This window comes from Methyloversatilis sp. XJ19-49, assembly GCF_024580145.1.
GTDB lineage: Bacteria > Pseudomonadota > Gammaproteobacteria > Burkholderiales > Rhodocyclaceae > Methyloversatilis.
In genome coordinates this window covers 123,099-144,072 of the sequence record NZ_JANINI010000007.1, presented here as the reverse complement: position 1 = coordinate 144,072, position 20,974 = coordinate 123,099, and the positions used below count along the sequence as shown (strand labels likewise).

18 protein-coding genes are annotated in these 20,974 nt (G+C 64.1%); 9 read left to right on the top strand and 9 right to left on the bottom strand.

From position 1 onward, the window contains the following. Positions 1–5 precede the first annotated feature (5 nt). The 5 genes from NMQ16_RS10300 (at position 6) to NMQ16_RS10280 (ending at position 7,066) form a co-directional block, all read left to right on the top strand. Positions 6–773, top strand: a complete 768-nt coding sequence (locus tag NMQ16_RS10300) for an MBL fold metallo-hydrolase (protein ID WP_257080477.1) — start codon at positions 6–8, stop codon at positions 771–773. A gap of 69 nt (positions 774–842) precedes the next feature. After that, a complete protein-coding gene (locus NMQ16_RS10295) occupies positions 843–3,218 on the top strand; it encodes a GspE/PulE family protein (protein ID WP_257080476.1) in 2,376 nt (791 codons plus the stop codon). Positions 3,219–3,246: 28 nt separating this feature from the next. Continuing rightward, positions 3,247–4,878, top strand: a complete 1,632-nt coding sequence (locus NMQ16_RS10290; protein WP_257080475.1) for an HD domain-containing phosphohydrolase — start codon at positions 3,247–3,249, stop codon at positions 4,876–4,878. 21 nt (positions 4,879–4,899) lie between these two features. Continuing rightward, positions 4,900–5,529: a prepilin-type N-terminal cleavage/methylation domain-containing protein gene (locus tag NMQ16_RS10285; RefSeq protein WP_306441775.1), complete on the top strand. Its 630-nt coding sequence runs from the start codon at positions 4,900–4,902 to the stop codon at positions 5,527–5,529. A 61-nt stretch (positions 5,530–5,590) separates the two neighbouring features. Further along, positions 5,591–7,066 (top strand): O-antigen ligase, encoded by a 1,476-nt coding sequence (locus NMQ16_RS10280; protein ID WP_257080473.1) that lies wholly within the window; start codon positions 5,591–5,593, stop codon positions 7,064–7,066. A 4-nt stretch (positions 7,067–7,070) separates the two neighbouring features. On the opposite strand, the gene NMQ16_RS10275 is transcribed toward NMQ16_RS10280, so the two are convergent. The 4 genes from NMQ16_RS10275 to NMQ16_RS10260 form a co-directional block, all read right to left on the bottom strand. Further along, positions 7,071–7,529 carry a histidine phosphatase family protein gene (locus tag NMQ16_RS10275; RefSeq protein WP_257080472.1) on the bottom strand — a complete coding sequence of 153 codons (459 nt, stop codon included), beginning with the start codon at positions 7,527–7,529 and terminating at the stop codon, positions 7,071–7,073. 78 nt (positions 7,530–7,607) lie between these two features. Then, positions 7,608–9,095 (bottom strand): CYTH and CHAD domain-containing protein, encoded by a 1,488-nt coding sequence (locus NMQ16_RS10270; protein ID WP_257080471.1) that lies wholly within the window; start codon positions 9,093–9,095, stop codon positions 7,608–7,610. Between the two features lie 94 nt (positions 9,096–9,189). Continuing rightward, positions 9,190–9,681 (bottom strand): cyclic pyranopterin monophosphate synthase MoaC, encoded by a 492-nt coding sequence (gene moaC, locus NMQ16_RS10265; RefSeq protein WP_257080469.1) that lies wholly within the window; start codon positions 9,679–9,681, stop codon positions 9,190–9,192. Positions 9,682–9,692: 11 nt separating this feature from the next. Continuing rightward, entirely contained in the window at positions 9,693–10,163 is a 471-nt protein-coding gene (locus NMQ16_RS10260; protein ID WP_306441788.1) for a response regulator, read from the bottom strand. A 190-nt stretch (positions 10,164–10,353) separates the two neighbouring features. On the opposite strand from NMQ16_RS10260, the gene NMQ16_RS10255 reads away from it, so the two are divergent. Beyond that, on the top strand, positions 10,354–11,805 hold the full coding sequence (locus NMQ16_RS10255; RefSeq protein WP_257080466.1) for a M48 family metalloprotease: 1,452 nt from the start codon (positions 10,354–10,356) through the stop codon (positions 11,803–11,805). Positions 11,806–11,874: 69 nt separating this feature from the next. Continuing rightward, the gene (locus NMQ16_RS10250) at positions 11,875–12,102 is read left to right on the top strand and encodes a sulfurtransferase TusA family protein (protein WP_069039466.1); all 228 of its coding nucleotides are present in this window, start codon (positions 11,875–11,877) and stop codon (positions 12,100–12,102) included. 418 nt (positions 12,103–12,520) lie between these two features. Here the strand turns inward: NMQ16_RS10250 and NMQ16_RS10245 are convergent, their stop codons facing one another. From NMQ16_RS10245 to NMQ16_RS10230, 4 genes are read right to left on the bottom strand one after another with little or no spacing between them, the layout of a single operon-like run. Further along, a complete protein-coding gene (locus NMQ16_RS10245) occupies positions 12,521–15,463 on the bottom strand; it encodes a valine--tRNA ligase (protein WP_257080463.1) in 2,943 nt (980 codons plus the stop codon). A 29-nt stretch (positions 15,464–15,492) separates the two neighbouring features. Next, entirely contained in the window at positions 15,493–16,251 is a 759-nt protein-coding gene (locus NMQ16_RS10240; RefSeq protein ID WP_257080462.1) for a hypothetical protein, read from the bottom strand. After that, positions 16,248–16,676: a DNA polymerase III subunit chi gene (locus NMQ16_RS10235; RefSeq protein ID WP_257080461.1), complete on the bottom strand. Its 429-nt coding sequence runs from the start codon at positions 16,674–16,676 to the stop codon at positions 16,248–16,250. The genes NMQ16_RS10240 and NMQ16_RS10235 overlap by 4 nt, the downstream gene beginning before the upstream one ends. A gap of 4 nt (positions 16,677–16,680) precedes the next feature. Beyond that, a complete protein-coding gene (locus tag NMQ16_RS10230) occupies positions 16,681–18,174 on the bottom strand; it encodes a leucyl aminopeptidase (protein ID WP_257080460.1) in 1,494 nt (497 codons plus the stop codon). 127 nt (positions 18,175–18,301) lie between these two features. Here NMQ16_RS10230 and lptF point away from each other — a divergent pair, with 127 nt between their 5' ends. Then, positions 18,302–19,384, top strand: a complete 1,083-nt coding sequence (lptF, locus tag NMQ16_RS10225; RefSeq protein ID WP_257080459.1) for an LPS export ABC transporter permease LptF — start codon at positions 18,302–18,304, stop codon at positions 19,382–19,384. Positions 19,385–19,386: 2 nt separating this feature from the next. Next, positions 19,387–20,460: an LPS export ABC transporter permease LptG gene (gene lptG / locus NMQ16_RS10220; protein ID WP_257080458.1), complete on the top strand. Its 1,074-nt coding sequence runs from the start codon at positions 19,387–19,389 to the stop codon at positions 20,458–20,460. Positions 20,461–20,490: 30 nt separating this feature from the next. On the opposite strand, the gene NMQ16_RS10215 is transcribed toward lptG, so the two are convergent. Beyond that, positions 20,491–20,922, bottom strand: coding sequence for an RDD family protein (locus NMQ16_RS10215; RefSeq protein WP_257080457.1), 432 nt, complete (start codon positions 20,920–20,922; stop codon positions 20,491–20,493). Positions 20,923–20,974 lie beyond the last annotated feature (52 nt).

Here is a 20,974-nt window from a genome sequence, read left to right as displayed (position 1 = left end):
AACTGATGAGGATAAGGGTGCTCGGTTGCAGTGGCGGTATCGGTGGTGCAAATCTGCGTACCACCTCGCTGCTCGTGGACAACGACATCCTGATCGACGCCGGCACCGGCGTGGGTGACCTTTCAATCGCCGAGCTTTCGCGCATCGATCATGTGTTCGTCACGCACAGCCATCTCGATCACATCGCCTGTCTGCCGCTGATGGTCGACACCGTAGGTGAGTTGCGTGACACGCCGCTGACCGTATGGACAACCGGCCCGACGCTGGAAGTCCTGCGCCGCCACATCTTCAACTGGTCGATCTGGCCCGATTTCACCGAGATTCCGTCCGCCGAGAAGCCATTCATGCGCTTTCGCGAACTGCGAGTCGGCGACGAGATCGAGTTGGGCGGCCGCGCCATCCGGGTGCTGCCCGCGCAACACACCGTTCCAGCCGTTGGCTACGCCGTGCGTTCAGCGGGTGGCACGCTGGCGTTTTCCGGCGATACCACGGTGTGTGACGAATTCTGGTCGGCGGTCAATGCACTGCCCGATCTGCGCTATCTCATCATCGAAACCGCCTTTCCGGACCGTGACCGCCAACTGGCGGTGATGTCGCGCCACCTGTGCCCGGACATGCTGGCGAGCGAGCTCCAGAAACTGGAACATCCTGCCGAAATCTACATCACGCATCTGAAACCAAGCCAGATGATCATGACCATGCGCGAGATCGCCGAAACATTGGGCGCACTCCAACCCCGCATGTTGCGCAACAATCATGTTTTCGACTTCTGACCTGCTTTCAGCACATCTGCGCGACGCCGTCGCGCGGTGTGCGCCGGCCGGCGGAAACGAGGTGATCGAATGAGTGCAGTGATGCCGCCGGCGAGTGATCTGGGCGCCATGAGCGATGTATCGAGCCGGCTGGCCTTCTTCAAGAATCTTCAGGGCGTCACGACGAAGATTCACGCCACCACGAACATCGACGAAATCATGCTTGAGCTGTCGCAGGAAATTTCTGCGCTGTTCAATGCCGATCGCCTCACGATCTACGTGCTGGGCGAAGACAAGTCCACTATCGTGTCCAAGGTCAAGACCGGCCTCAATTCCTTCAAGGATCTCAGGTTGCCGCTGACCGAGCAGTCCGTGGCGGGTTTCGTCGGCATGAGCCGCCAGCTGCTGAATCTGCGCGACGTGTACGACGAAGAGGAGTTGAAGTCGCACTCGCCCAGCCTGCGTTTCCTCGACGGCGTCGACAAGAAGACGGGCTACCGCACCAAGCAGATGCTGGTCGCACCCATTCTCGATCCGGAAAAGAAGGACCTGCTCGGAGTCGTCCAGCTGATCAACAACAAGTCCGGCCAGCCATTCTCGGCACTTGCCGAAGAAGGCTTGCTCAGTATGGCGCACACGCTGGCGGTTGCCTTCCAGCAGCGCAATCGGGTCACCCACGTCGTGAAGTCGAAATACGACTACCTGGTGGTCGATGGCGTCATGTCGCCGCAGGAGTTCGATCTGGCGTCGCGTGCGGCAAGGCGCAAGGGCGTCGATGTCGAGGACGTGCTGGCGCGCGACTTCCAGGTCAAGCAGCAGGCGATCGGTGCATCGCTTTCCAAGTTCTTCGGTGTCGCCTACGAACACTTCCGGCCGGAACGCATCAAGCCGTTCGACCTGATCAAGAATCTGAAGCGCGAGTATCTCGAGGAGCAGCAGTGGGTGCCGGTGGAAGAGGGCAAGGACGGCATCGTCGTCATGGCGCTCGACCCGGAAAAGGTCAAGGGCGCGCGCGTCGTCAACAACATCTTCCCGAAGTCCAAGCTGCTGTTCCGCGTCACCACGACGAAGGAATTCGTGCAGACGCTCGACCAGTTCTACGGCTCGACGATGGACGAAACCAGCGTCGGCGACCTGCTGTCGGACATGCTGGGCGAGGACGAATCCGCGCAGGACTCCGGCAATGACGACGTCAGCGCTGCCGCCGACAACGAACTGGTGCGGCTGGTGAACAAGATCATCATCGATGCCTACCAGCAGGGCGCGTCCGACATCCACATCGAACCGCGTCCGGGCAAGGACAAGACCCACGTGCGCTTCCGCAAGGACGGCACGCTGCACCCCTACATCGAAGTGCCCGCCAGCTACCGGAGCGCGCTGGTCACGCGTCTGAAGATCATGTGCGATCTCGATATTTCCGAGCGTCGCAAACCACAGGACGGCAAGATCAAGTTCCGCAAGTTCGGTCCGCTCGACATCGAACTGCGGGTCGCGACGATCCCTTCGGCCGGCGGCGTCGAGGATGTCGTGATGCGTATCCTGGCGGCCGGCGAGCCGATTCCGATGGACAAGCTGGGCGTGCTGCCGGTCAACCTCGCCAGGCTGAAGGACGCTGTCAGCAAGCCCTACGGCCTGTTTTTCGTCTGCGGCCCGACCGGCTCCGGCAAGACCACCACGCTGCATTCCATACTCGGCCACATCAATACGCCGGAAACCAAGATATGGACCGCCGAAGATCCGGTGGAAATCACGCAGAAGGGCTTGCGGCAGGTACAGATCAACAAGAAGGCGGGGCTGGACTTTCCGGCCATCATGCGCGCCTTCCTGCGGGCTGACCCGGACGTGATCATGGTTGGTGAAATGCGCGACAAGGAAACCGTGGCGATCGGCATCGAAGCTTCGCTCACCGGTCACCTCGTGTTCTCGACGCTGCACACCAACAGCGCACCGGAATCCATCGTGCGCCTGCTCGACATGGGCATGGACCCGTTCAACTTCGCCGATGCTTTGCTGGGCGTGCTCGCTCAGCGTCTTGCCAAGCGGCTGTGCCCGGTTTGCAAGGAAGCCTGGCACCCGAGCGACGACGAGATGAAGCATTTCCTGCAGGAGTACAGCGAGGAAATGCGCAGTACGCCCGATTTCGTGGTCGATGCCGAAGGCGCGATGGAGCGCATCTTCAATGAGTGGAAAAAGGCGTATGCCGACGACAAGGGCCGCTTCACGCTCTACCGTGCCAAAGGGTGCCCGGAGTGCGGTGAAACCGGCTACCGCGGGCGGCTCGGCCTGCACGAGCTGATGATCGGTACCGACGCAATCAAGAAGAACATCCAGGAGCGCGAGCGCGTGGCCACCATGCTGGCGACCGCGCTGCAGGAAGGCATGCGCACACTGAAGATGGATGGCATGGAAAAGGTCTTGTCGGGCGCGACCGACATGAAGCAGGTTCGCGCGGTCTGCATCAAGTAGGCCGCGGGCACTGACCGGAACGCACGCCATGGATACACTCGACGATCTGCTGCGGCGCCTGGAACAGCTCAACGAGATCGGCAGCGCGCTGTCCAACGAGCGCAACATCGATGCGCTGCTCGAGAAGATCCTGCTGGCGGCCAAAACCATCACCCATGCCGACGGCGGTACGCTGTACCGCATCGACGAAGCGGGCGAGCACCTGCGCTTCGAAATACTGCGTACCGACTCGCTGGGCATTGCGATGGGCGGCACGACCGGCACGCCGATCGCCTTTCCGCCGCTGCCGCTGCACCTCGAAGACGGCTCACCCAACCTGTCCATGGTGGCGGCTTACAGCGCGCTGAAGGGGCAGACGGTCAACATCGCAGATGCCTACCGTGCAGAAGGTTTCGACTTTTCCGGCACGCGCGCCTTCGACGCCCGGACCGGCTACCGTTCGACCAGCTTCCTGACCGTGCCGATGATGAACCACGAGGGTGCGGTGATCGGCGTGCTGCAGCTGATCAACGCCGTGCATCCGGTCACCGGCGCCGTCGGCATCTTTTCCGGCTCGGACCGCCAGCTGGCCGAATCCCTGGCCTCGCAGGCCGCCATCGCGCTGACCAACCGCCAGCTGGTGAGCCAGCTCGAAGCGCTGTTCGAATCCTTCATCACGCTGATCAACAACGCGATCGACGAGAAGTCGCCGTACACCGGCGGCCACTGCCAGCGCGTGCCGACGCTCACGATGATGCTGGCCGAAGCCGTGAATGACACGCAGGATGGCCCGCTCGCCGGCTTCACGATGACCGAAGCCGACCGCTACGAACTGAAGATCGCCGGTCTGCTGCACGACTGCGGCAAGGTCACGACCCCGGTGCACGTGGTCGACAAGGCCACCAAGCTGCAGACCATTTTCGACCGTATCGAACTGATCGACACCCGCTTCGAACTGATCCGGCGCGACATCGAACTGGCCACACTCAACAGCCGCTTCGCTGCCGGCCTCAATGCCTCGCCGGCCGTGCTTGCCCAGATCGAGCGTCACGGTGCCGACCGGCTGCGCGACATCGACGAAGACCGTGCCTTCCTGCATCACGCCAACATCGGTTCCGAACGCATGAGCGACGCCGACGTCGAGCGGGTCCATGCGATCGCCCACCGCTGGCGCTGGACCGATTCACAGGGCTCGGAACGGTCCTGCCTGAGCGAGGAAGAAGTCGAAAATCTGACCATACGCGCAGGCACGCTGACCGGTGCCGAGCGGGAAATCATCAACTATCACATCGTATCGACGATACGCATGCTCGAAGCACTGCCCTGGCCGCGCCATCTGACCAATGTGCCCGAGTATGCCGGCGGTCATCATGAACGCATGGACGGCAAGGGCTATCCACGCGGCTTGGCGCGCGACCAGATGAGCGTGCAGGCGCGGGTCATGGGCATCGCCGACATATTCGAAGCGCTGACCGCAAAGGACCGGCCGTACAAGCGCCCGATGCGACTGTCGGAAGCCCTGCACATCCTCGGCAAGTTCCGTCTGAACGGCCACATCGACCCCGACCTGTTCGACGTGTTCGTGCGCCGACAGGTGTATCTCAAGTACGCCGAAACTTTCCTCGACCCGGAACAGATCGACGACGTCGACCTGTCGTCCATCCCCGGCTTCCAGCCCTGAACTGACAATTTCCGTCACATGATGCCTGTGCACGTCAGCACGCAGGCATCTGTTGCGAACTGTGTCAGCACGTTCGGAAATAAAAAATTAAATAATTCAACGGTTTGTAAAAAATCGCTAAAGCTGGCACCCGCCTTGCTCGATATCACCCTGAGCGCACAGGCGCCCGTTCCGTTCAAATTCCAGGAGAGTGATATGAAGAAGGTTCAACAAGGCTTTACGCTGATCGAACTGATGATCGTGGTTGCCATCATCGGTATTCTCGCGGCGATCGCGATTCCGCAGTATCAGGACTACACGGTCCGGGCGAAGGTTCAGAGCGTTCTTGCTTCGATCAGCTCCATCAAGACCGCAGTCGGCGTTTGTATCCAGGAAAATGGTGGTGACGAGTCGGTATGCGACGAAGGTTCGTTCAATATTCCGACTGACCTTGTCACCAATGAAGTGAGCGGAGTAACGACCACTGACGGCACGATCGTGATTGCGTTGAAGGATGGTATCGGTTCCGGCATTTCTAGTTCGAGCACCATCACACTTAACCCGACGGCTACGGCGGGTGCAGCTAGCATCACGTGGGCGAGTTCCACGGCCAACATCACCAATGCGGTTGCGACGGCAGCAATTACGAAGTCGTACCCAGCTGGAAGTTAATTTCGCCGCGGTATGAAAGGGGGGGGGGCTCATCGAGAGTCCCCCTTTTTTGTTGACCTCGATGACGACATCAATCACTCACTTGACGCAAACTCAACAACAGCAATCGCAACAAGCTGGGCCGAACGCCCGCGACCTAATTTTGGCGCTCGTGTTTCTGCTGGCTGGATTCGAGATTCTTCTTGTATTGAAACTTGAGTACCCGCAATCTTGGTATGACCATCAGCGCCTGATGGAATTGATCGGCCTCACGCTGTCCACCGTATTCCTGCCTTTCTTGCCGTTTCGCAGTGCGCCGCGTCTGTGCCGGGCGCATGCACTTGTCGCTCTAGTGCTGCTTGCCGTGGTGGCCATCCACGGCGTTTCGCTGCGCCCGGTACTCGTCGAATCCCTCACCCTCGCATTGCTGATCATCGTTGCAATCTGGTGGGCCGAGGTGATCCGCATTGCCAGGCTATCCGATGCACTGCTGCTGAGCGCGCAGCTGTCGATCGCCCTCTATGTCGCCAATTCGCTACTCTGGCTCGCAGCGTCGCTCGCCAGCGGCCTGCTGCCCGACCCGTTCAGTTTCTTCGAAGGCTTCATCAATCCGCGCTTTTTCGGTGCTTGGGTCACGCTGTCCTGGCCGCTGCTTCTGCTGCGTCCGCGGCTGTTCGACGAGCTTGCGCCGTCGTTCGTGCGATGGTTGCCCGGGCTGCTGTTCGTGCTTGCGGCGCTGTGGTGGTCTCTCGCCTACTTTTCCGGCACCCGGGCGACCTGGCTGGCGGCGGCGGTCACGCTGGCGCTGACCGCCCTGTGCAGTCCGGCGGCGAGGCGCGTCGCGTTGCGCGGCATACTGGCCATCGCGGCGGGTTATGTGCTGCATCAGTTGCTGTTCGTGCAGATGCCGTCATGGGTGACCGGGCTGGCATCGACCGATGCGCTGGACCGCCTGCGCGAGGGGGTCAGCCTTTCGAACCGTGATGTACTGTGGCGCCGCGCCTGGCAGGGCATTCTCGAACGGCCTTGGCTGGGTGCCGGGCCGATGATGTTTTCGGCGACGAACAACGGCATCGCGAGCACGACGCACAACATCGTGCTGCAGCTCGCTTACGAGTGGGGTGTGCCGTTCGCGCTGCTGGTCATCGCCGCAACCGCTCGCGCGCTGTGGCGGCAGTTTCTGCGTTGCCGTATTGAAACCGGGGCCTCAATGGATCCGATCCGGTTGGTGCTGTGGATGTGCATCGTCGGTGGGCTGATCGAGGCGCAACTGGACGGTCTGCTGAGTGCGCCGCACAGCCAGTTGCTCTTCGTCGTGCTGGTGGCCTGGCTGCTATCGCTCAATCAGTCACCGCCCGTCCGGCTCACGGCCCTTCAGTCGAATCTGTGGAAAGTACTTCGCTTTGCGCCGCTGGCCATGATGCTGATCCTGTGGTGGGCGATCTGGCCCGAGTTATCCAATCTGGAAGCGTGGGAGACAGAAACGTTCGAGCGGACCGGCGCCGGACATTTTCAGCCCCGGTTCTGGTTGCAGGGCGTTGTATTTCCTTCAATGTAGCGAGTCAGTTTTCGACCAGATCGCTGCCCAGGCAAGCGCGTAGCACCGTCTGCGTTTCCCCGTCCCGTACCCGGTTGCTGAACCACCACACCGCGCCCTTTTTCACGGTCCAGTCCGCTTCCTGACCGGACAGCAGCAGGGCGGCGAGCTGGCCGAGCGTGGGTTGATGGCCGACGATGAGCGCTGCGCCGCCGCCGGTCGGCCACTCGGAGGCGGCGATCAGGTCGGCGACCGAGCTGTCGGTCGACAACAGGCGGGACGTTTCGAAGTCGAGGCCGAGCGCCTGCACGGTCTGCTGGCAGCGGGTGGCCGGGCTGGCCAGAATGCGGGTCTGTTTCGGGAGCCGGGGCTTGAGCCATGCAGCCATCTGCGCGGCCTGGCGCTCGCCGCGGCCGGACAGGCGGCGTGTCGCGTCGGGCAGGGTGTCGACCGCTTCCGCGTGGCGCCACAGTATCAATTCCATGTCTGTCTCCTCCATCATTTTCAGGGCGCGCGGCAGTGTGGGCGCCGGGCGTGACAGTGGAATGAACGCACGGCGATGTCAGCGTGGCAAAGGCATGCGCGACAGGCGTTTCAGCAGTTTCGGTGCATCGCTGACGATCCTGCGGTAGCGCGGCAGGTGATGACGTGCAATCAACGCCACGGCCGCCACGAGTGCGGGGTCGTCGCCGGCGGCGGCGAGCAGGCGCGGACCGGCCTGACTCAGGTCGTTCAGGAAGCCGAGATCTTCCTGCGCCTGCATCAGTGCGCCGATCGCCCGTTTGGTCTTGCGCGGCCCGAGCAGCGGCGCAAAGAATTCGATTGCGTAGCGCAACCGCTTGATGTCGATGCGCAGCGCATGCAGCGCCCCGATGTCGCCATCGGCCGCGTGCCGGCAGCCATCGACCATGCGCGCGTGGGCACGGGCCAGACGCTTGTGCGCCAGCGTGCGCAGATTGCCTTCACCGTCTGGCGGAAGTTCGTGCAGCGCACGCAGCAGCGCCATCATCAGACGTGCCTGCCGGCCGTCCTGCAGCGCTTTCTGCACGCGGTCGCGCACCTGCTGCCGGATGGCATGGAGCGCGCCATCGAGTGCGTGCAGATTATCGGGCGCGTCGTGGGACAGCACGGGCGCGAGCAGTTCGGATTGCAGCACGTCCCGATCGCGCAGCTCACCCAGATCACCGGCAAGCGCGCGCAGCGGCAGCGCGAGATCGGCCGCCATGCCTTCAGGCAGCGCCGGCGCGAACAGGCGCAGCGCACTGCGCAGCCGGCGCAGCGCCACCCGCATCTGGTGAATGAATTCCGGCGCGTCGGACTGCAGCGCACCGACTTCGTTGGCTTGATAGTGCTGGATGCAGTCCAGCGCGACCGCGCGGAAGGCGTCCTGCGCGCCGCCTTCTGGGTCGACCGGCGAACGCGTGGCACGCACCGGCTGACATGGTTTGTCTTCGATCAGTGCGTATCCGCGCTGCGCCTTGCTGCGCGATTCGGCACGCAGAGGCAGGGTGCGCACCAGGGTGTCGGCATGGTCGAGCAGCGCTTCGATCGGTGCTCCGGCCAATTCAAGTTCCAGCTCCGAAATGCTGTCGCGCCGCCCGGCTGCTTCGATCATGCCGCGGTCGGCCATCAACAGCAGTTCGCCGTCACCCGCCGCGAAACGCCATTCGCGCCGCTCGAAATTCGTTTCGAATACCTGTGCCAGCAAGCCGCGGTCACGCAGCCCGTCGAGCAGGCGGCGCAGCGCTGCGTCATCGACCTGCGAAAAATCGAACTGGCCGGTAAAGGGCTGTTCCCACTCCGGGCGGGAGGACAGGCCGGCGCTGGCGGCGCTGGCGCATTTCACCGTCTGCAGCCAGCGCCGCCCGACGCGGCGCAACCGCAGCGCCGCGCGCTGCTCGCGCAGGCGAAAATCCGGCGTGTCGAAATAGAGGTTGCGCAAGGTGTGCGTCTGCGGCGCAGCGATCGCCTTGCGCAGCAGGGGATGCCGCGAGAAGGCACGCCATCCGTGTTCGGCGAGCGCCAGCTTGAGTTCCGTTTCCCGGCCCATGACTGTCCTGTCGCATCGGGCGTCACTGCCCGGAAGGCGCCGATGGTAGAACGAAACTGCCCCGCTTCGTCACCTTGCGGCGGCGCGGCCCGATTCAGTCCGCCTGCCAGTGCCCCGATTTGCCGCCGGCCTTCTCGAGCAAACGGATGTCACCGATCTGCATGCCGCGGTCCACCGCCTTGCACATGTCGTAGATGGTCAGCAAGGCTACGCTGACCGAAGTCAGCGCTTCCATCTCGACGCCGGTCTGGCCGGTGGTGCGCGCGGTGACTTCGCAATGCACCGCGCTGCCGGCTGCATCGAGCGTGAAATCCACGCTGACCTTGGTCAGTGCGATCGTATGGCACAGCGGAATCAGGTCGGACGTCCGCTTCGAAGCCTGGATGCCTGCGATGCGCGCCACGCCCAGTACATCGCCCTTTTTCGCGGTGCCATCGCGCACCAGTTCGAAGGTGGCCGGCAGCATGGTGATCGACCCGGCGGCACGCGCCACGCGCGCGGTGTGTGCCTTGTCGCCGACATCGACCATGTGGGCCTGGCCTTCGGCATCGAAATGTGTCAGCTGGGCGGGATTGTCGGCACTCATCGTATGCGCCCTCAGCGCGTCATCGCCGACGGATGCGGCGGCTGGATGTTCAATTCGAGCCAGTAGCGGGCCAGCAGCGTCAGCGTTTCGGAAAAGCTCACGAAGTCGAGCGACTTGCGGACGAAGCTGTTGGCGCCAAGCTGGGCCGCGGTTCGGATGTCTCGCTGCTGCGAGGAGGCGGACACGACGACCACCGGCAACACATGCGTCTGCGGATCGGCGCGCACCAGGCGCAGCACTTCCATGCCGTTGATGCGCGGCAGTGTGAGGTCCAGCATGATCAGCGCGGGCTGGTAACGCGTATCGCGCCCGGCGTAGTTGCCGCGACCGAACAGGTAGTCGAGCGCTTCCTCGCCCGACGGTACGACCTTGATCTGGTCGGCCGGCACGATGGTGCGCAGTGCCGTGGTGATGAGCTTCACATCCTCGGGCACGTCTTCAATCAGCAGCAGGGCGTGCGAACCAACCGGAATCGATGACATCGGGTGCGTGGGCGTGAATGGGTGAAGATGGCTGTCTGGCAATGCCTGTGGAACATGGCAGGCGACGCCCTGCAGTCGCCCGGTAGGCTGCCGGGCGTGCAGCGGGCTGTCCGGGCTGCGCAGCGACGGTACAGGCCCGGATACCGGAACCGAACGATCGTTCACTTCGCTTCGTTATCATAGCATCGCCATGAGTCACTTCTTCACCCGCCGCAGCCTGCGCACCGCTGTCGTTGCCGTCCTTCTGCTGCCCTTGTCCGTACCCGCGCAACCGCTGCCCGATCTGGGCGACTCGGCTCAGGCTGACCTGTCACCCGCGCTGGAGAATCGCATCGGCCTTGCGTTGTGGCGCGACATGCGGGTGCGCGAGCGTGCGTACGTCGATGACCCGGAAATCAACGGTTACCTCAATCATCTCGCCGACCGGCTCACCGAGAAACTGCCCGGGTCGACGCAGGACTTCGAACTGTTCGCGCTGCGCGATCCGAGCCTGAACGCCTTCGCGTGGCCGGGCGGTTTCATCGGCGTGCATAGCGGCCTCATCGTCACCGCGCAGAGTGAATCCGAACTGGCGTCGGTGATCGCGCACGAAATTTCGCACGTGACGCAACGCCATATCGCGCGCCAGTTTTCCAATCGCGGTCAGTCGACCATCATCGCGCTGGCGTCGCTCGTCATCGCCGTGCTGGCAGCGCGCGGCAATTCGCAGGTTGCGCAGGGCGCCATGATCGCCGGCCAGGCGGCGACGGTCGCGTCGCAACTTGCCTACACGCGCGATTTCGAGCGTGAAGCCGATCGCATCGGCCTGCAGATGCTCGACAGCGCGGGCTTCGATACCCGGGCCATGGCGGCCTTCTTCGAGCGCATGCAGCGTTCGGCGCGCTTCTACGAGAGCAATTCGCCGGCCTATCTGCGCACCCACCCGCTGACGGTCGAACGCATCACCGACGCCAGCGCCCGTATCGAGGAAACCGCCTACAGACAGGTGCCGGACAGCCTCGATTTTCTTCTGGTGCGCGCCAAGCTGCGCGCCTATGAAGGCGATGCAAGGGAGGCGCTGGCCGAATTCGACAATCGCTTGCGCGACGTGCAAGGCAGCATCCGGCTCGCCGCGCGTTTCGGTCTGGCACATGCCGCATTGCGCCAGCGCGATTTTGCCCGCGCGCAGCTAGAGGTGGACGGGCTGCGTGCCGAGCGCTTCGAATCACCGATGCTCGACAATCTTGCCGGCCTGATCCTTCTCGAATCCGGTGATGCCAAAGGCGCCATCGAGCGCTTTCGCGACGGTTTGAAGCGTTCGCGTTCGCGCGCGCTCACCTACGGTCTGATCGAGGCGCTGCTCGCCGACCGGCGACCCGCCGAGGCACTCGCACTGATCAATGACGAGGTGTTGGCTTATACGCAGGACCCGCGCCTGTATCGCTACCAGGCACGCAGCCATGCGCTGCTCGACCAGCGACTGGCGCAGCACCGCTCGCAGGCGGAAGCCTACGCGCTCAATGGCCAGTATCAGGCGGCGATCGAACAGCTGGAGATCGCTCAACGCGCTGCCGATGGCGACTTTTACCAACAGTCGGTGGTCGACGCGCGGTTGCGTGAACTGCGCGAGAAGCTGGCCGAACTCAAGCGCGACGGGCTGTGAACACCGGCCCGGGCCGACAGGTGTAAACTCGCGCTCCCTTTCATCGCGACCCAAGCGACCGGAGCAGACATGGAATTCGACAAGGAACTCGATGCGCGCGGCCTGAACTGTCCGCTGCCCATCCTGCGCACGAAGAAGGCGCTGTCAGAAATGAGCAGCGGCCAGGTATTGCGCGTGGTCGCGACCGACCCCGGTGCGGTGCGCGACTTCGAAGCCTTTGCACGCCAGACCGGCAACACGCTGCTCGAAAGCAGCGACGCGAACAAGGAATTCGCCTTCCTGCTGCGCCGCAAGTAAGACACCTCGCCGACAGGGGCGGTCGCCCCAAACCGGACCGCGACGATCTGCCAATCGCGGGTGCAGCAGCCGTCCATTTTCTGTGAAAGCAGCCCTGTGGGAGCGGCGATCCACTGCCGGCCCTGCATGGCCGGCCGGCTCTGCGGGCGGCGAGCAGTGCTCGCCGAAACCCCCGCTCCGCCCTCGCCGCGATCGTGCCGTGACCATCATTGTGCAGAGTGCGTATCGCGGCGAGGCCGCCGCTCCCACAGGGCTGCTCCCAACAGAGCCGCTTTCACGGGCCACCGCTCCCACAAAAACCCCCGCGGATGGCCGCCTGAGGAGCTGGCTGGCCATACAGGGCCTGTGTGGGGAGGGGCTGTCCGGTGCCGACCACTGTGTGAGTGGTCCCTGATCGCTGGACACTTGAATCTGCGCGTCAGCCCAGCCGGCCGAGCTGCTCCTTCAGCTTGCCCAGCAGATCGCCAAAGTCGGTCATGCGCTTGCGCTCCTGTTCGACCACATTGGCCGGCGCGCGGTCGACGAAGCTTTCGTTGCCCAGCTTGGCTTCGCACTTGGCGATCTCGCCGCTGACCCGAGAGATTTCCTTGCCGATGCGCTCGCGCTCGGCGGCCACGTCGATCTCGATCTTCAGCAGCAGACGGAAATCCCCAACCACCTGCACCGGTGCCGGCGAAGCCGGCAACGCGTCGCCGACAGCCTGTACTTCGCTCAGCCTGGCGAGCGCCGCGAGGTAGGGCGCGTAGCCCGTGATCGCCTCGACATTGCCAGCGGCCAGCAGCGGTACCTTCAACGCCGGCGATACGCCCATTTCGCCACGCAGGCTGCGGCAGGCGTCGACCATGGACTTCAGTTCGATCACCCAGGCATCGGCCGTCGCGTCGATGCGGCTGGGCACCGCCTGCGGATAGCGCACGATCTGGATCGAATCGCCCTCCTTGCGTGCCGCCAGCGGTGCGACCGTCTGCCACAGCTCTTCCGTGATGAACGGAATCAGCGGATGGGCCAGGCGCAGCACGGTTTCGAGCACGCGCAGCAGGGTGCGGCGCGTGGCGCGCTGCTGCGCCGGTGTGCCGTTCTGGACCTGCACCTTGGCCAGTTCGAGATACCAGTCGCAGTACTCGTCCCACACGAAACGGTAGATGGCCTGCGCCACCAGGTCGAAGCGGTAGTCGCCGAACTGCTTCTCGACTTCGGCTTCGACGCGCTGCAATTCGCTGACGATCCACAGGTCGGGCGCCTGGAAATGCAATGCGCCGTCCGGGCCGCAGTCTTCGTTGCACGGCGCCATCCCGCAGTCCTGCCCTTCGCAGTTCATCAGCACGAAGCGGGTGGCGTTCCACAGCTTGTTGCAGAAGTTGCGGTAGCCCTCGCAGCGCTGCATGTCGAACTTGATGTCGCGGCCGGGGCTGGCGAGCGAGGCGAAGGTGAAGCGCAGCGCGTCGGTGCCGAAGGCGGGGATGCCGTCCGGAAACTCCTTGCGCGTGCGCTTCTCGATCTGTTCCGCCTGCTTCGGATTCATCAGGCCGGTGGTGCGCTTCTTTACCAGGTCGTCAAGCGCGATGCCGTCGATCAGGTCGATCGGGTCCAGCACATTGCCCTTGGACTTCGACATCTTCTGGCCTTCCGCGTCGCGGATCAGGCCGTGCACATAGACATCGCGGAACGGAATCTTCCCGGTGATGTGCGTGGTCATCATGACCATGCGCGCCACCCAGAAGAAGATGATGTCGAAGCCGGTCACAAGTACCGACGACGGCAGGTAGAGGTCGAGCGCCGGATTGCTCTTGTCCGGATTGCCAGGCTCCCAGTCCGGTGTCCAGTCCAGCGTCGAGAAGGGCCACAGCGCCGACGAATACCAGGTGTCCAGCACGTCCTCGTCGCGCTTCAGAAGCGGCAGGTTTTCCTTGATGGCGTAGTTGCGGCCGACCTCGGGCAATGTATCGCCGGACATTTCGCGCGCCATCGCGGTGGCGACGGCGAGGCGCTTCAGGTCGGGGTTGGATTGCGCGAGGTGTTCGAAATACTTCTGGTAAGCCTCGGCTTCGGAGTGCGCGACAAACACATTGCCCTGCTCGTCGTACCAGGCCGGAATCTGGTGGCCCCACCACAGCTGGCGGGAGATGCACCAGTCCTGGATGTTGTTCAGCCACTGGTTGTAGGTGTTCACCCAGTTTTCCGGATGGAAGCGGATTTCGCCGTTGGCCACCACGTCGAGCGCCTTCTGCGTGATGCTTCTGCCGTCGGCACCCGGCTTGCTCATCGCGACGAACCACTGGTCGGTCAGCATGGGCTCGATCACCGCGTTGGTACGGTCGCCGCGCGGCACCTTCAGCGTGTGCTTGTCGGTCTTGTCCAGCAGGCCGGCCGCTTCGAGATCGGCGACGATGGCCTTGCGCGCGGCAAATCGATCCATGCCCTGGTACTTCGCGGGCGCATGCTCGTTGATCTTCGCGTCCAGCGTCAGGATGCTGATCATCGGCAATCCGTGTCGCTGGCCGACCGCGTAGTCGTTGAAGTCGTGCGCCGGCGTCACCTTGACCACGCCTGTACCGAATTCGCGATCGACATAGTCGTCGGCGATGACCGGGATTTCCCGATCGGTCAGCGGCAGCTTCACGGTCTTGCCGATAAGCGCGGCGTAGCGCTCGTCCTCCGGATGCACCATGACGGCGACGTCGCCCAGCATGGTTTCCGGACGGGTCGTGGCGACGGTCAGATGGCCCGAACCGTCAGCCAGCGGATAGCGGATGTGCCACAGCGAACCAGCTTCCTCTTCCTGCACCACTTCGAGGTCGGAGACGGCCGTGCCCAGTACCGGGTCCCAGTTTACGAGGCGTTTGCCGCGGTAGATCAGGCCTTCTTCATGCAGGCGGACGAAGGTTTCGGTGACGATCTTCGACAGGCCTTCGTCCATCGTGAAGCGTTCGCGCGTCCAGTCGGGCGAGGTGCCCAGCCGGCGCATCTGGCGCGTGATGGTCGAGCCGGAAAATTCCTTCCACTCCCACACCTTCTTCACGAAGGCCTCGCGGCCGAGGTCGTGGCGGGAGATGCCCTGAGCGTCGAGCTGGCGCTCGACGACGATCTGCGTGGCGATGCCCGCGTGGTCGGTGCCCGGCTGCCACAGCGTGTTGTCGCCGCGCATGCGGTGGTAGCGCGTGAGCGCGTCCATCAGGGTCTGGTTGAAGCCGTGACCCATGTGCAGCGTGCCGGTGACGTTGGGCGGCGGCAGCAGGATGCAGAAATTGGGCTTGTTCGGGGTGTCTGTGTCCAGACCGGCAGCGAAATAGCCGCGCGATTCCCACTCGGGGTACCAGCGGCGTTCGATGTCGGCCGGCTCGAAGCTCTTGGCCAGCGTCATGACGGGTTCGCGTAAAAGCAAACCGTCGATTATAGAGGCTGGTCCGGTGCTTCCGACGGGTCGCGGGACAGCGCGGCGGTGACCACTGCCACGCTGCGCGCCTCGATTTCACCGGCGATGGTGTCGCGCAGGTCGAGCACCGCCTGCTCGCGGATGCGCGCTGTGGCGTTGTCGACGGCGGCGCCCATAGCGGCTTCGAGCGCGGCGCGCAGTTCAAGCCCGACCAGCGCCGGCAAGGTGGTGCGGCTCCAGTCGTCGATCAGGCTCTGGATCAGCGGCGCCAGATCACCGAACTGCTGCGTCAGGGCATGCGACGTATTCTGCTGCAGCGCGTCCCGGAGTTCCTTGCTGATTTCCGCCCGTACCGCATGGCGGGCCTCGTCCAGGAGATCCAGCCGTGTCTGCGCGGCGACTTCCTGCGTGACGCGCTCGGTGACCTCGCGCGTGACCTGTTCGGTGACTTCCGTCGTCACCTGCTGCGTGACCTGCCGCGTCACGTCTGCCGTCACCGCAGCCGTGACCTCGGCGGTGACGCGTGCCGTCACGTCGGCGGTCACGCGCTCCGTCACTGCAGCAGTCACACGTTCGGTGACCTCCGCCGTGACCTGCGCGGTAATCTCCGCCGTACGGTCTTCCGGTTCCGGGACGGCGATCAGCGCATCGAGATCGATGGCTTCCGTCAGCAGCGGAATGCCGTCATCTACCGGGGCCGGCGCGGCGTGGCCGGCGACAAAGCTGCGGCTGCGCCGCATCAGGCTGTCCGCCCGTCCAAGCAGGTCATCACTCATGCGGGCTCCGCCGTGGCGTGTCGGGTGTGCAGGTCGCAGCCGTGCTGCCGGTAGAGCACGAAGCGCGCACGGGCGGCTTCGCGGTCCTCGGCGTCGCGGCCGACGATTTCGACGATGTGCTCGCGCTGCTCGAAGCCTTCAGGTACCCGGACCGACAGGTTCAGCAGCACCGCGTCGGCCGGCGCCAGCGCAGGATCGCGACCGATGCGTACCGGGCTGGTGTCGGCCAGCGGGTGGCCGTCGCGCACATGCGGCACGAAGGCGAGGTGCTCGAACGTCCACAACATCTGGTCGATGCGCGCCGCGAGCAGGTCGTCGGCGCAATGGATCCACACCCGGCGCCCGGCGGCGTACCAGCCAGCGACCAGTTCGCAGGCGTGGCGCAGCTTGTCGGGCGCGTCGTGGTGGAAGTCGACCCGGGGCATGGACTCAGAGCTTGCCGGCGCGTTCGAGCAGGAAATTCACCAAAAGCGGTACCGGCCGGCCGGTCGCGCCCTTGTCCTTGCCGCTCTTCCAGGCCGTGCCGGCGATGTCCAGATGCGCCCACTTGTACTTTTTCGTGAAGCGGGAAAGGAAGCAGGCGGCGGTGATGGAGCCGGCCGGTCGACCGCCGATATTGCCCATGTCGGCGAAGTTGCTCTTCAACTGCTCCTGGTAGTCGTCCCAGATCGGCAGCCGCCAGGCGCGGTCGAGCGCGCTCTGGCCGGCGGCCAGCAATTCGTCGGCCAGCGCGTCGTCGTTCGCCATCAGGCCGCTGGTGACGTGGCCGAGCGCGATGATGCAGGCGCCGGTCAGCGTGGCGATGTCGACCACGCAGGCCGGCTCGAAGCGTTCCGCGTAGGTCAGCGCATCGCACAGGATGAGCCGGCCTTCGGCGTCGGTGTTCAGGATTTCGATGGTCTGGCCGGACATCGACTTGACCACGTCGCCCGGACGGGTTGCCGCGCCGCCCGGCATGTTTTCCACCGTCGGAATCAGGCCGACCACATTGATCGGCAGTTTCATCGCCGCGATGGCCTGCAGCGTGCCGAGCACGCTGGCGGCGCCGCACATGTCGTACTTCATTTCGTCCATGCCTTCGCCCGGCTTCAGCGAAATGCCGCCGGAGTCAAACGTGACGCCCTTGCCGACCAGCACCACCGGTGCATCGGCCTTCTTGCCGGCGCGATACTCCATGGCAATGAACTTCGGCGGTTGGCGGGTGCCTGCCGACACCGACAGCAGCGAACCCATGCCCAGCTTCTGCATGTCGGCGCGTTCCAGCACGGTCACGGCGATGCCGCTCTTGCGACCCAGTTCCAGCGCCTGCTCGGCCAGATAGGTCGGTGTGCAGACATTGGGCGGCAGATTGCCCAGGGTTTTCGTGAAGGCGAGGGCGTGGCCGATGGCGGCACCCTGCACCAGCGCCTCGTCGGCTGCGCTGGCGCTGCACTTCTTCGGTAGCGTGAAGGCCATCTTTGCCAGCGCGCGCGATTCATCCTTCTTGTGGCGCGCGTGCGTGTCGTAGCGGTACAGCACGTCGAGCACGGTGCTCGCCGCCTGCCGCAGCGCGCGTGTGCCGCCGGACTTGCGCGGCGCCTCGTCGGCCAACGCGCACACCGCGTCGGCTGCACCGGTGTCGCGCAGTGCGCGCACGGCTGCCGCCACTGCGTCGCGGTATTCGCGGGCGCCGAATTCCTTCTCCTTGCCCAGACCGACCAGCAGCACACGCTCGGCGGCAACGCCGGGCAACTTGTGCAGCAGCAGCGTGCTGCCCGCCTTGCCTTCCATGTCGCCGCTGCCGGTGATTTCGCCGATTCGGCCCTTGCTCGCCGCGTCCAGCGCAGCGGCAGCGGCAGTGAGCTTGCGGGATTCGTAGACGCCGACGATCAGTGCGCCCGTGCGCAGTTTCTCGGGGCTGCCGCTCTTTATGCTAAATTCCACCCGCTTCTCCTCAAGTCAATTCGCGCCGCTTCAAACCGCCTGATTATCGGCGTGAAGCCGCACACGAGTCAAAAAAGAACGCTGCTCGGTGCCCCGGCGCCGAGTTGTTCCGCACGGAGCCCCAGGCTTGATCTTCCAGCGCGCCGCCCTGCGCGAATTCGCCAGCACAGCCTTGACGGTCTTCGTGGCCCTGTTTGCCATCGTGCTGTCCACGCAGCTCGTCCGCCTGCTCGGACAGGCGGCCGGCGGAAAGGTGGCATCCGAAGCGGTGATGGCGCTGCTCGGCTTCGGCGCGCTGCGCTACATGTCGGTCATCTTGTCGCTCACGCTGTTCATCGCCGTTCTGCTGTCGATGTCGCGCAGCTGGCGCGATTCGGAAATGGTCGTGTGGTTTTCGACCGGCGTGTCGCTGACCGCCTGGATACGCCCGGTGCTGGTGTTTGCCGTGCCGCTGACCATGCTGGTGGCGGTGCTGTCGCTCTATCTCGCGCCTTGGGCGCTGAACAAGAGTGCCGAATTCCGCACCCGCATGAGCAATCGCGATGACGTGGCCCAGATGTCACCCGGCAGTTTCCGCGAGTCGTCCCAGGCAGACCGCGTGTTCTTCGTGGAAAGCGGCGAGGGCAAGGACGGTGCGGTGAAGAACATCTTCGTCAGTACGACCGACAAGGGAAAGCTGGGGGTGATGGTGGCCGGCGACGGCTATACGCAGACGGTGGAAAACGGCGACCGCTTCGTCGTGATGCTCGAAGGGCGTCGCTACGAGGGCGTGCCGGGCAGCCCGGAGTATCGCGTGATGGAATTCGAGCGCTACGCAGTGCGCATCGAAACGCGCGAGGCGCAGGGCGTTGAGTCACGACCTTATCTGCGTACGGTCGCGGAACTGCTGGCCGATCCGACGCCGCCGAACAATGGCGAACTGGCGTTCCGCATCGGGCTGCCTATCGCTGCGCTCAATCTGGCGCTGCTGGCGATTCCGCTCTCGTTCGTCAATCCGCGCGCCGGCCGCGCCACCAATCTGCTCACCGCGCTGCTGATCTATCTGATGTATTCGAACCTGCTGAGCATCACACAGGCTTGGGTTGCACAGGGCAAGCTGTCGCTGTCCGGCGCACTGTGGTCGCTGCACGGTGGCATGTTCCTGCTGCTCGCCCTCCTGTTTGCGTGGCGCGCGTACGCTCATGTTCCACGGGCCTGGGCGAACCGCTGACCATGCTGATACACGAACGCTACCTGCGTCGCGAAGTCGTGCTGGCCACCTTGCTGGTGCTGGCGTCCTTTCTCGGGCTGTTCGGCTTTTTCGACCTGATCAACGAACTGGACAACCTCGGGCGCGGCAATTACGGGCTTGAGCACGCGGTGATGTACACCGTGCTGACCATGCCCGGCCGCGTGTATGAAACGCTGCCGATTGCAGTATTGATCGGCGGGCTGTACTCGCTGACCACACTGTCGCGCCATTCCGAAATCACCGTGCTGCGGGTGTCGGGCGTGTCCACGCCGCAACTGCTGCGTCTGCTGGCACGTATCGGTCTGCCCTTTGTGGTGCTGACTTTCGTGACCGGCGAGTTCGTTGCACCGCCCGCCGAGAAGGCGGCGCAGGAACTGAAGCTCGCCGCGCGCTCGCAGTTGCTGACCAGCGAATTCCGCAGCGGCTTCTGGATCAAGGACGAGAACGACTTCGTGAACGTGGGCAGCGTAACGCCCGATGGCAAATTGCAGCAGCTGCGCATTTTCGAGTTCAACGACAGGCGTGTGCTGCTGTCGGTGCTGGAAGCCGCCGGGGCCGCCTATCTGCCGCCCGAGGGCTGGACGCTGACCGACGTCACCCGCACCGAATTCACCGACAAGGGTGCGCGGGTGAGCCGATCGGACAGCCTGGTGTGGGAATCGGGTCTGAGCCCCGATGTGATGAGTGTCATGCTGGTCGTGCCCGAACGCATGTCGGCCTGGAAGCTCTGGCACTACATCCAGCACCTGGTCGACAACCGGCAGGAAACCGGTCGCTACGAAATTGCGTTGTGGAAGAAATTTACCTATCCGCTCGCCTGCATCGTGATGCTGGCGCTTGCGTTGCCGTTTGCCTACATGCACAACCGCAATGCCGCGGTCAGCATCAAGGTGTTTACCGGCGTGATGATCGGCGTGTTCTTCCACATGCTGAACGGGCTGTTTTCCAACCTCGGCGCCATCAATTCGTGGCCGCCCTATGCGGCGGCGCTGACGCCGGGACTGCTCTTCATGTTCGCTGCGGCCGCCATGCTGTGGTGGGAAGACCGGCGATGAACGTCTGCTCCCCCAGACCTTCCTGGCAGGTTACTTGACGCGGATCACCCGCGTGCCAGCCAGCCGGTCGTGCAGAAACTGGCGCTCGCGATCGAACAGTGCCCAGATCAGTCCGGCGCCGCAGAACAGCACCGAAGGCCAGCTCAGCAGATAGCGCAGCGTGGCGCGGCGCCAGTGCGGCGGGTTGTCCTGCGTCGCATCGACCACCCGGATGCCCCAGGTCTGCATGGCCAGCGTCTGCCCGCCGGTGTGCCAGTAATGCACGAAATACAGGCCGAGCAGAGAACCGGCGTGCAGCCAGGCAAACCAGCCCTGTGGTGAGACTTCGAAGAACAGGCCTATCACCAGATATGGAAGCATGAAGCCAGCGGCCAGCACGCCCAGCAACAACAGGGATTCGTACAGCAGCGAGGCGAGGCGCCGGCGCAGGCCGGCGGCCGGAAAACGGATGAGGTCGGACATCGGACAGTCAGGCAGCGTGAAATGGCGGCATGAGGCTCGCTGGAATGCGAAG

Excerpts from the sequence above, each read along its gene's own strand:
- NMQ16_RS10250 (WP_069039466.1), top strand. The coding sequence starts at position 11,875 with ATGGAATTCGACAAGGAACTCGATGCGCGCGGCCTGAACTGTCCGCTG.
- NMQ16_RS10270 (WP_257080471.1), bottom strand. The coding sequence starts at position 9,095 with ATGGGCCGGGAAACGGAACTCAAGCTGGCGCTCGCCGAACACGGATGG.
- lptG (WP_257080458.1), top strand. The coding sequence starts at position 19,387 with ATGCTGATACACGAACGCTACCTGCGTCGCGAAGTCGTGCTGGCCACC.
- NMQ16_RS10235 (WP_257080461.1), bottom strand. The coding sequence starts at position 16,676 with ATGCCCCGGGTCGACTTCCACCACGACGCGCCCGACAAGCTGCGCCAC.
- NMQ16_RS10260 (WP_306441788.1), bottom strand. The coding sequence starts at position 10,163 with ATGTCATCGATTCCGGTTGGTTCGCACGCCCTGCTGCTGATTGAAGAC.
- NMQ16_RS10295 (WP_257080476.1), top strand. The coding sequence starts at position 843 with ATGAGTGCAGTGATGCCGCCGGCGAGTGATCTGGGCGCCATGAGCGAT.
- moaC (WP_257080469.1), bottom strand. The coding sequence starts at position 9,681 with ATGAGTGCCGACAATCCCGCCCAGCTGACACATTTCGATGCCGAAGGC.
- NMQ16_RS10255 (WP_257080466.1), top strand. The coding sequence starts at position 10,354 with ATGAGTCACTTCTTCACCCGCCGCAGCCTGCGCACCGCTGTCGTTGCC.
- NMQ16_RS10215 (WP_257080457.1), bottom strand. The coding sequence starts at position 20,922 with ATGTCCGACCTCATCCGTTTTCCGGCCGCCGGCCTGCGCCGGCGCCTC.
- NMQ16_RS10280 (WP_257080473.1), top strand. The coding sequence starts at position 5,591 with ATGACGACATCAATCACTCACTTGACGCAAACTCAACAACAGCAATCG.
- NMQ16_RS10240 (WP_257080462.1), bottom strand. The coding sequence starts at position 16,251 with ATGAGTGATGACCTGCTTGGACGGGCGGACAGCCTGATGCGGCGCAGC.
- NMQ16_RS10245 (WP_257080463.1), bottom strand. The coding sequence starts at position 15,463 with ATGACGCTGGCCAAGAGCTTCGAGCCGGCCGACATCGAACGCCGCTGG.
- NMQ16_RS10275 (WP_257080472.1), bottom strand. The coding sequence starts at position 7,529 with ATGGAATTGATACTGTGGCGCCACGCGGAAGCGGTCGACACCCTGCCC.
- NMQ16_RS10290 (WP_257080475.1), top strand. The coding sequence starts at position 3,247 with ATGGATACACTCGACGATCTGCTGCGGCGCCTGGAACAGCTCAACGAG.
- NMQ16_RS10285 (WP_306441775.1), top strand. The coding sequence starts at position 4,900 with ATGCCTGTGCACGTCAGCACGCAGGCATCTGTTGCGAACTGTGTCAGC.
- NMQ16_RS10300 (WP_257080477.1), top strand. The coding sequence starts at position 6 with ATGAGGATAAGGGTGCTCGGTTGCAGTGGCGGTATCGGTGGTGCAAAT.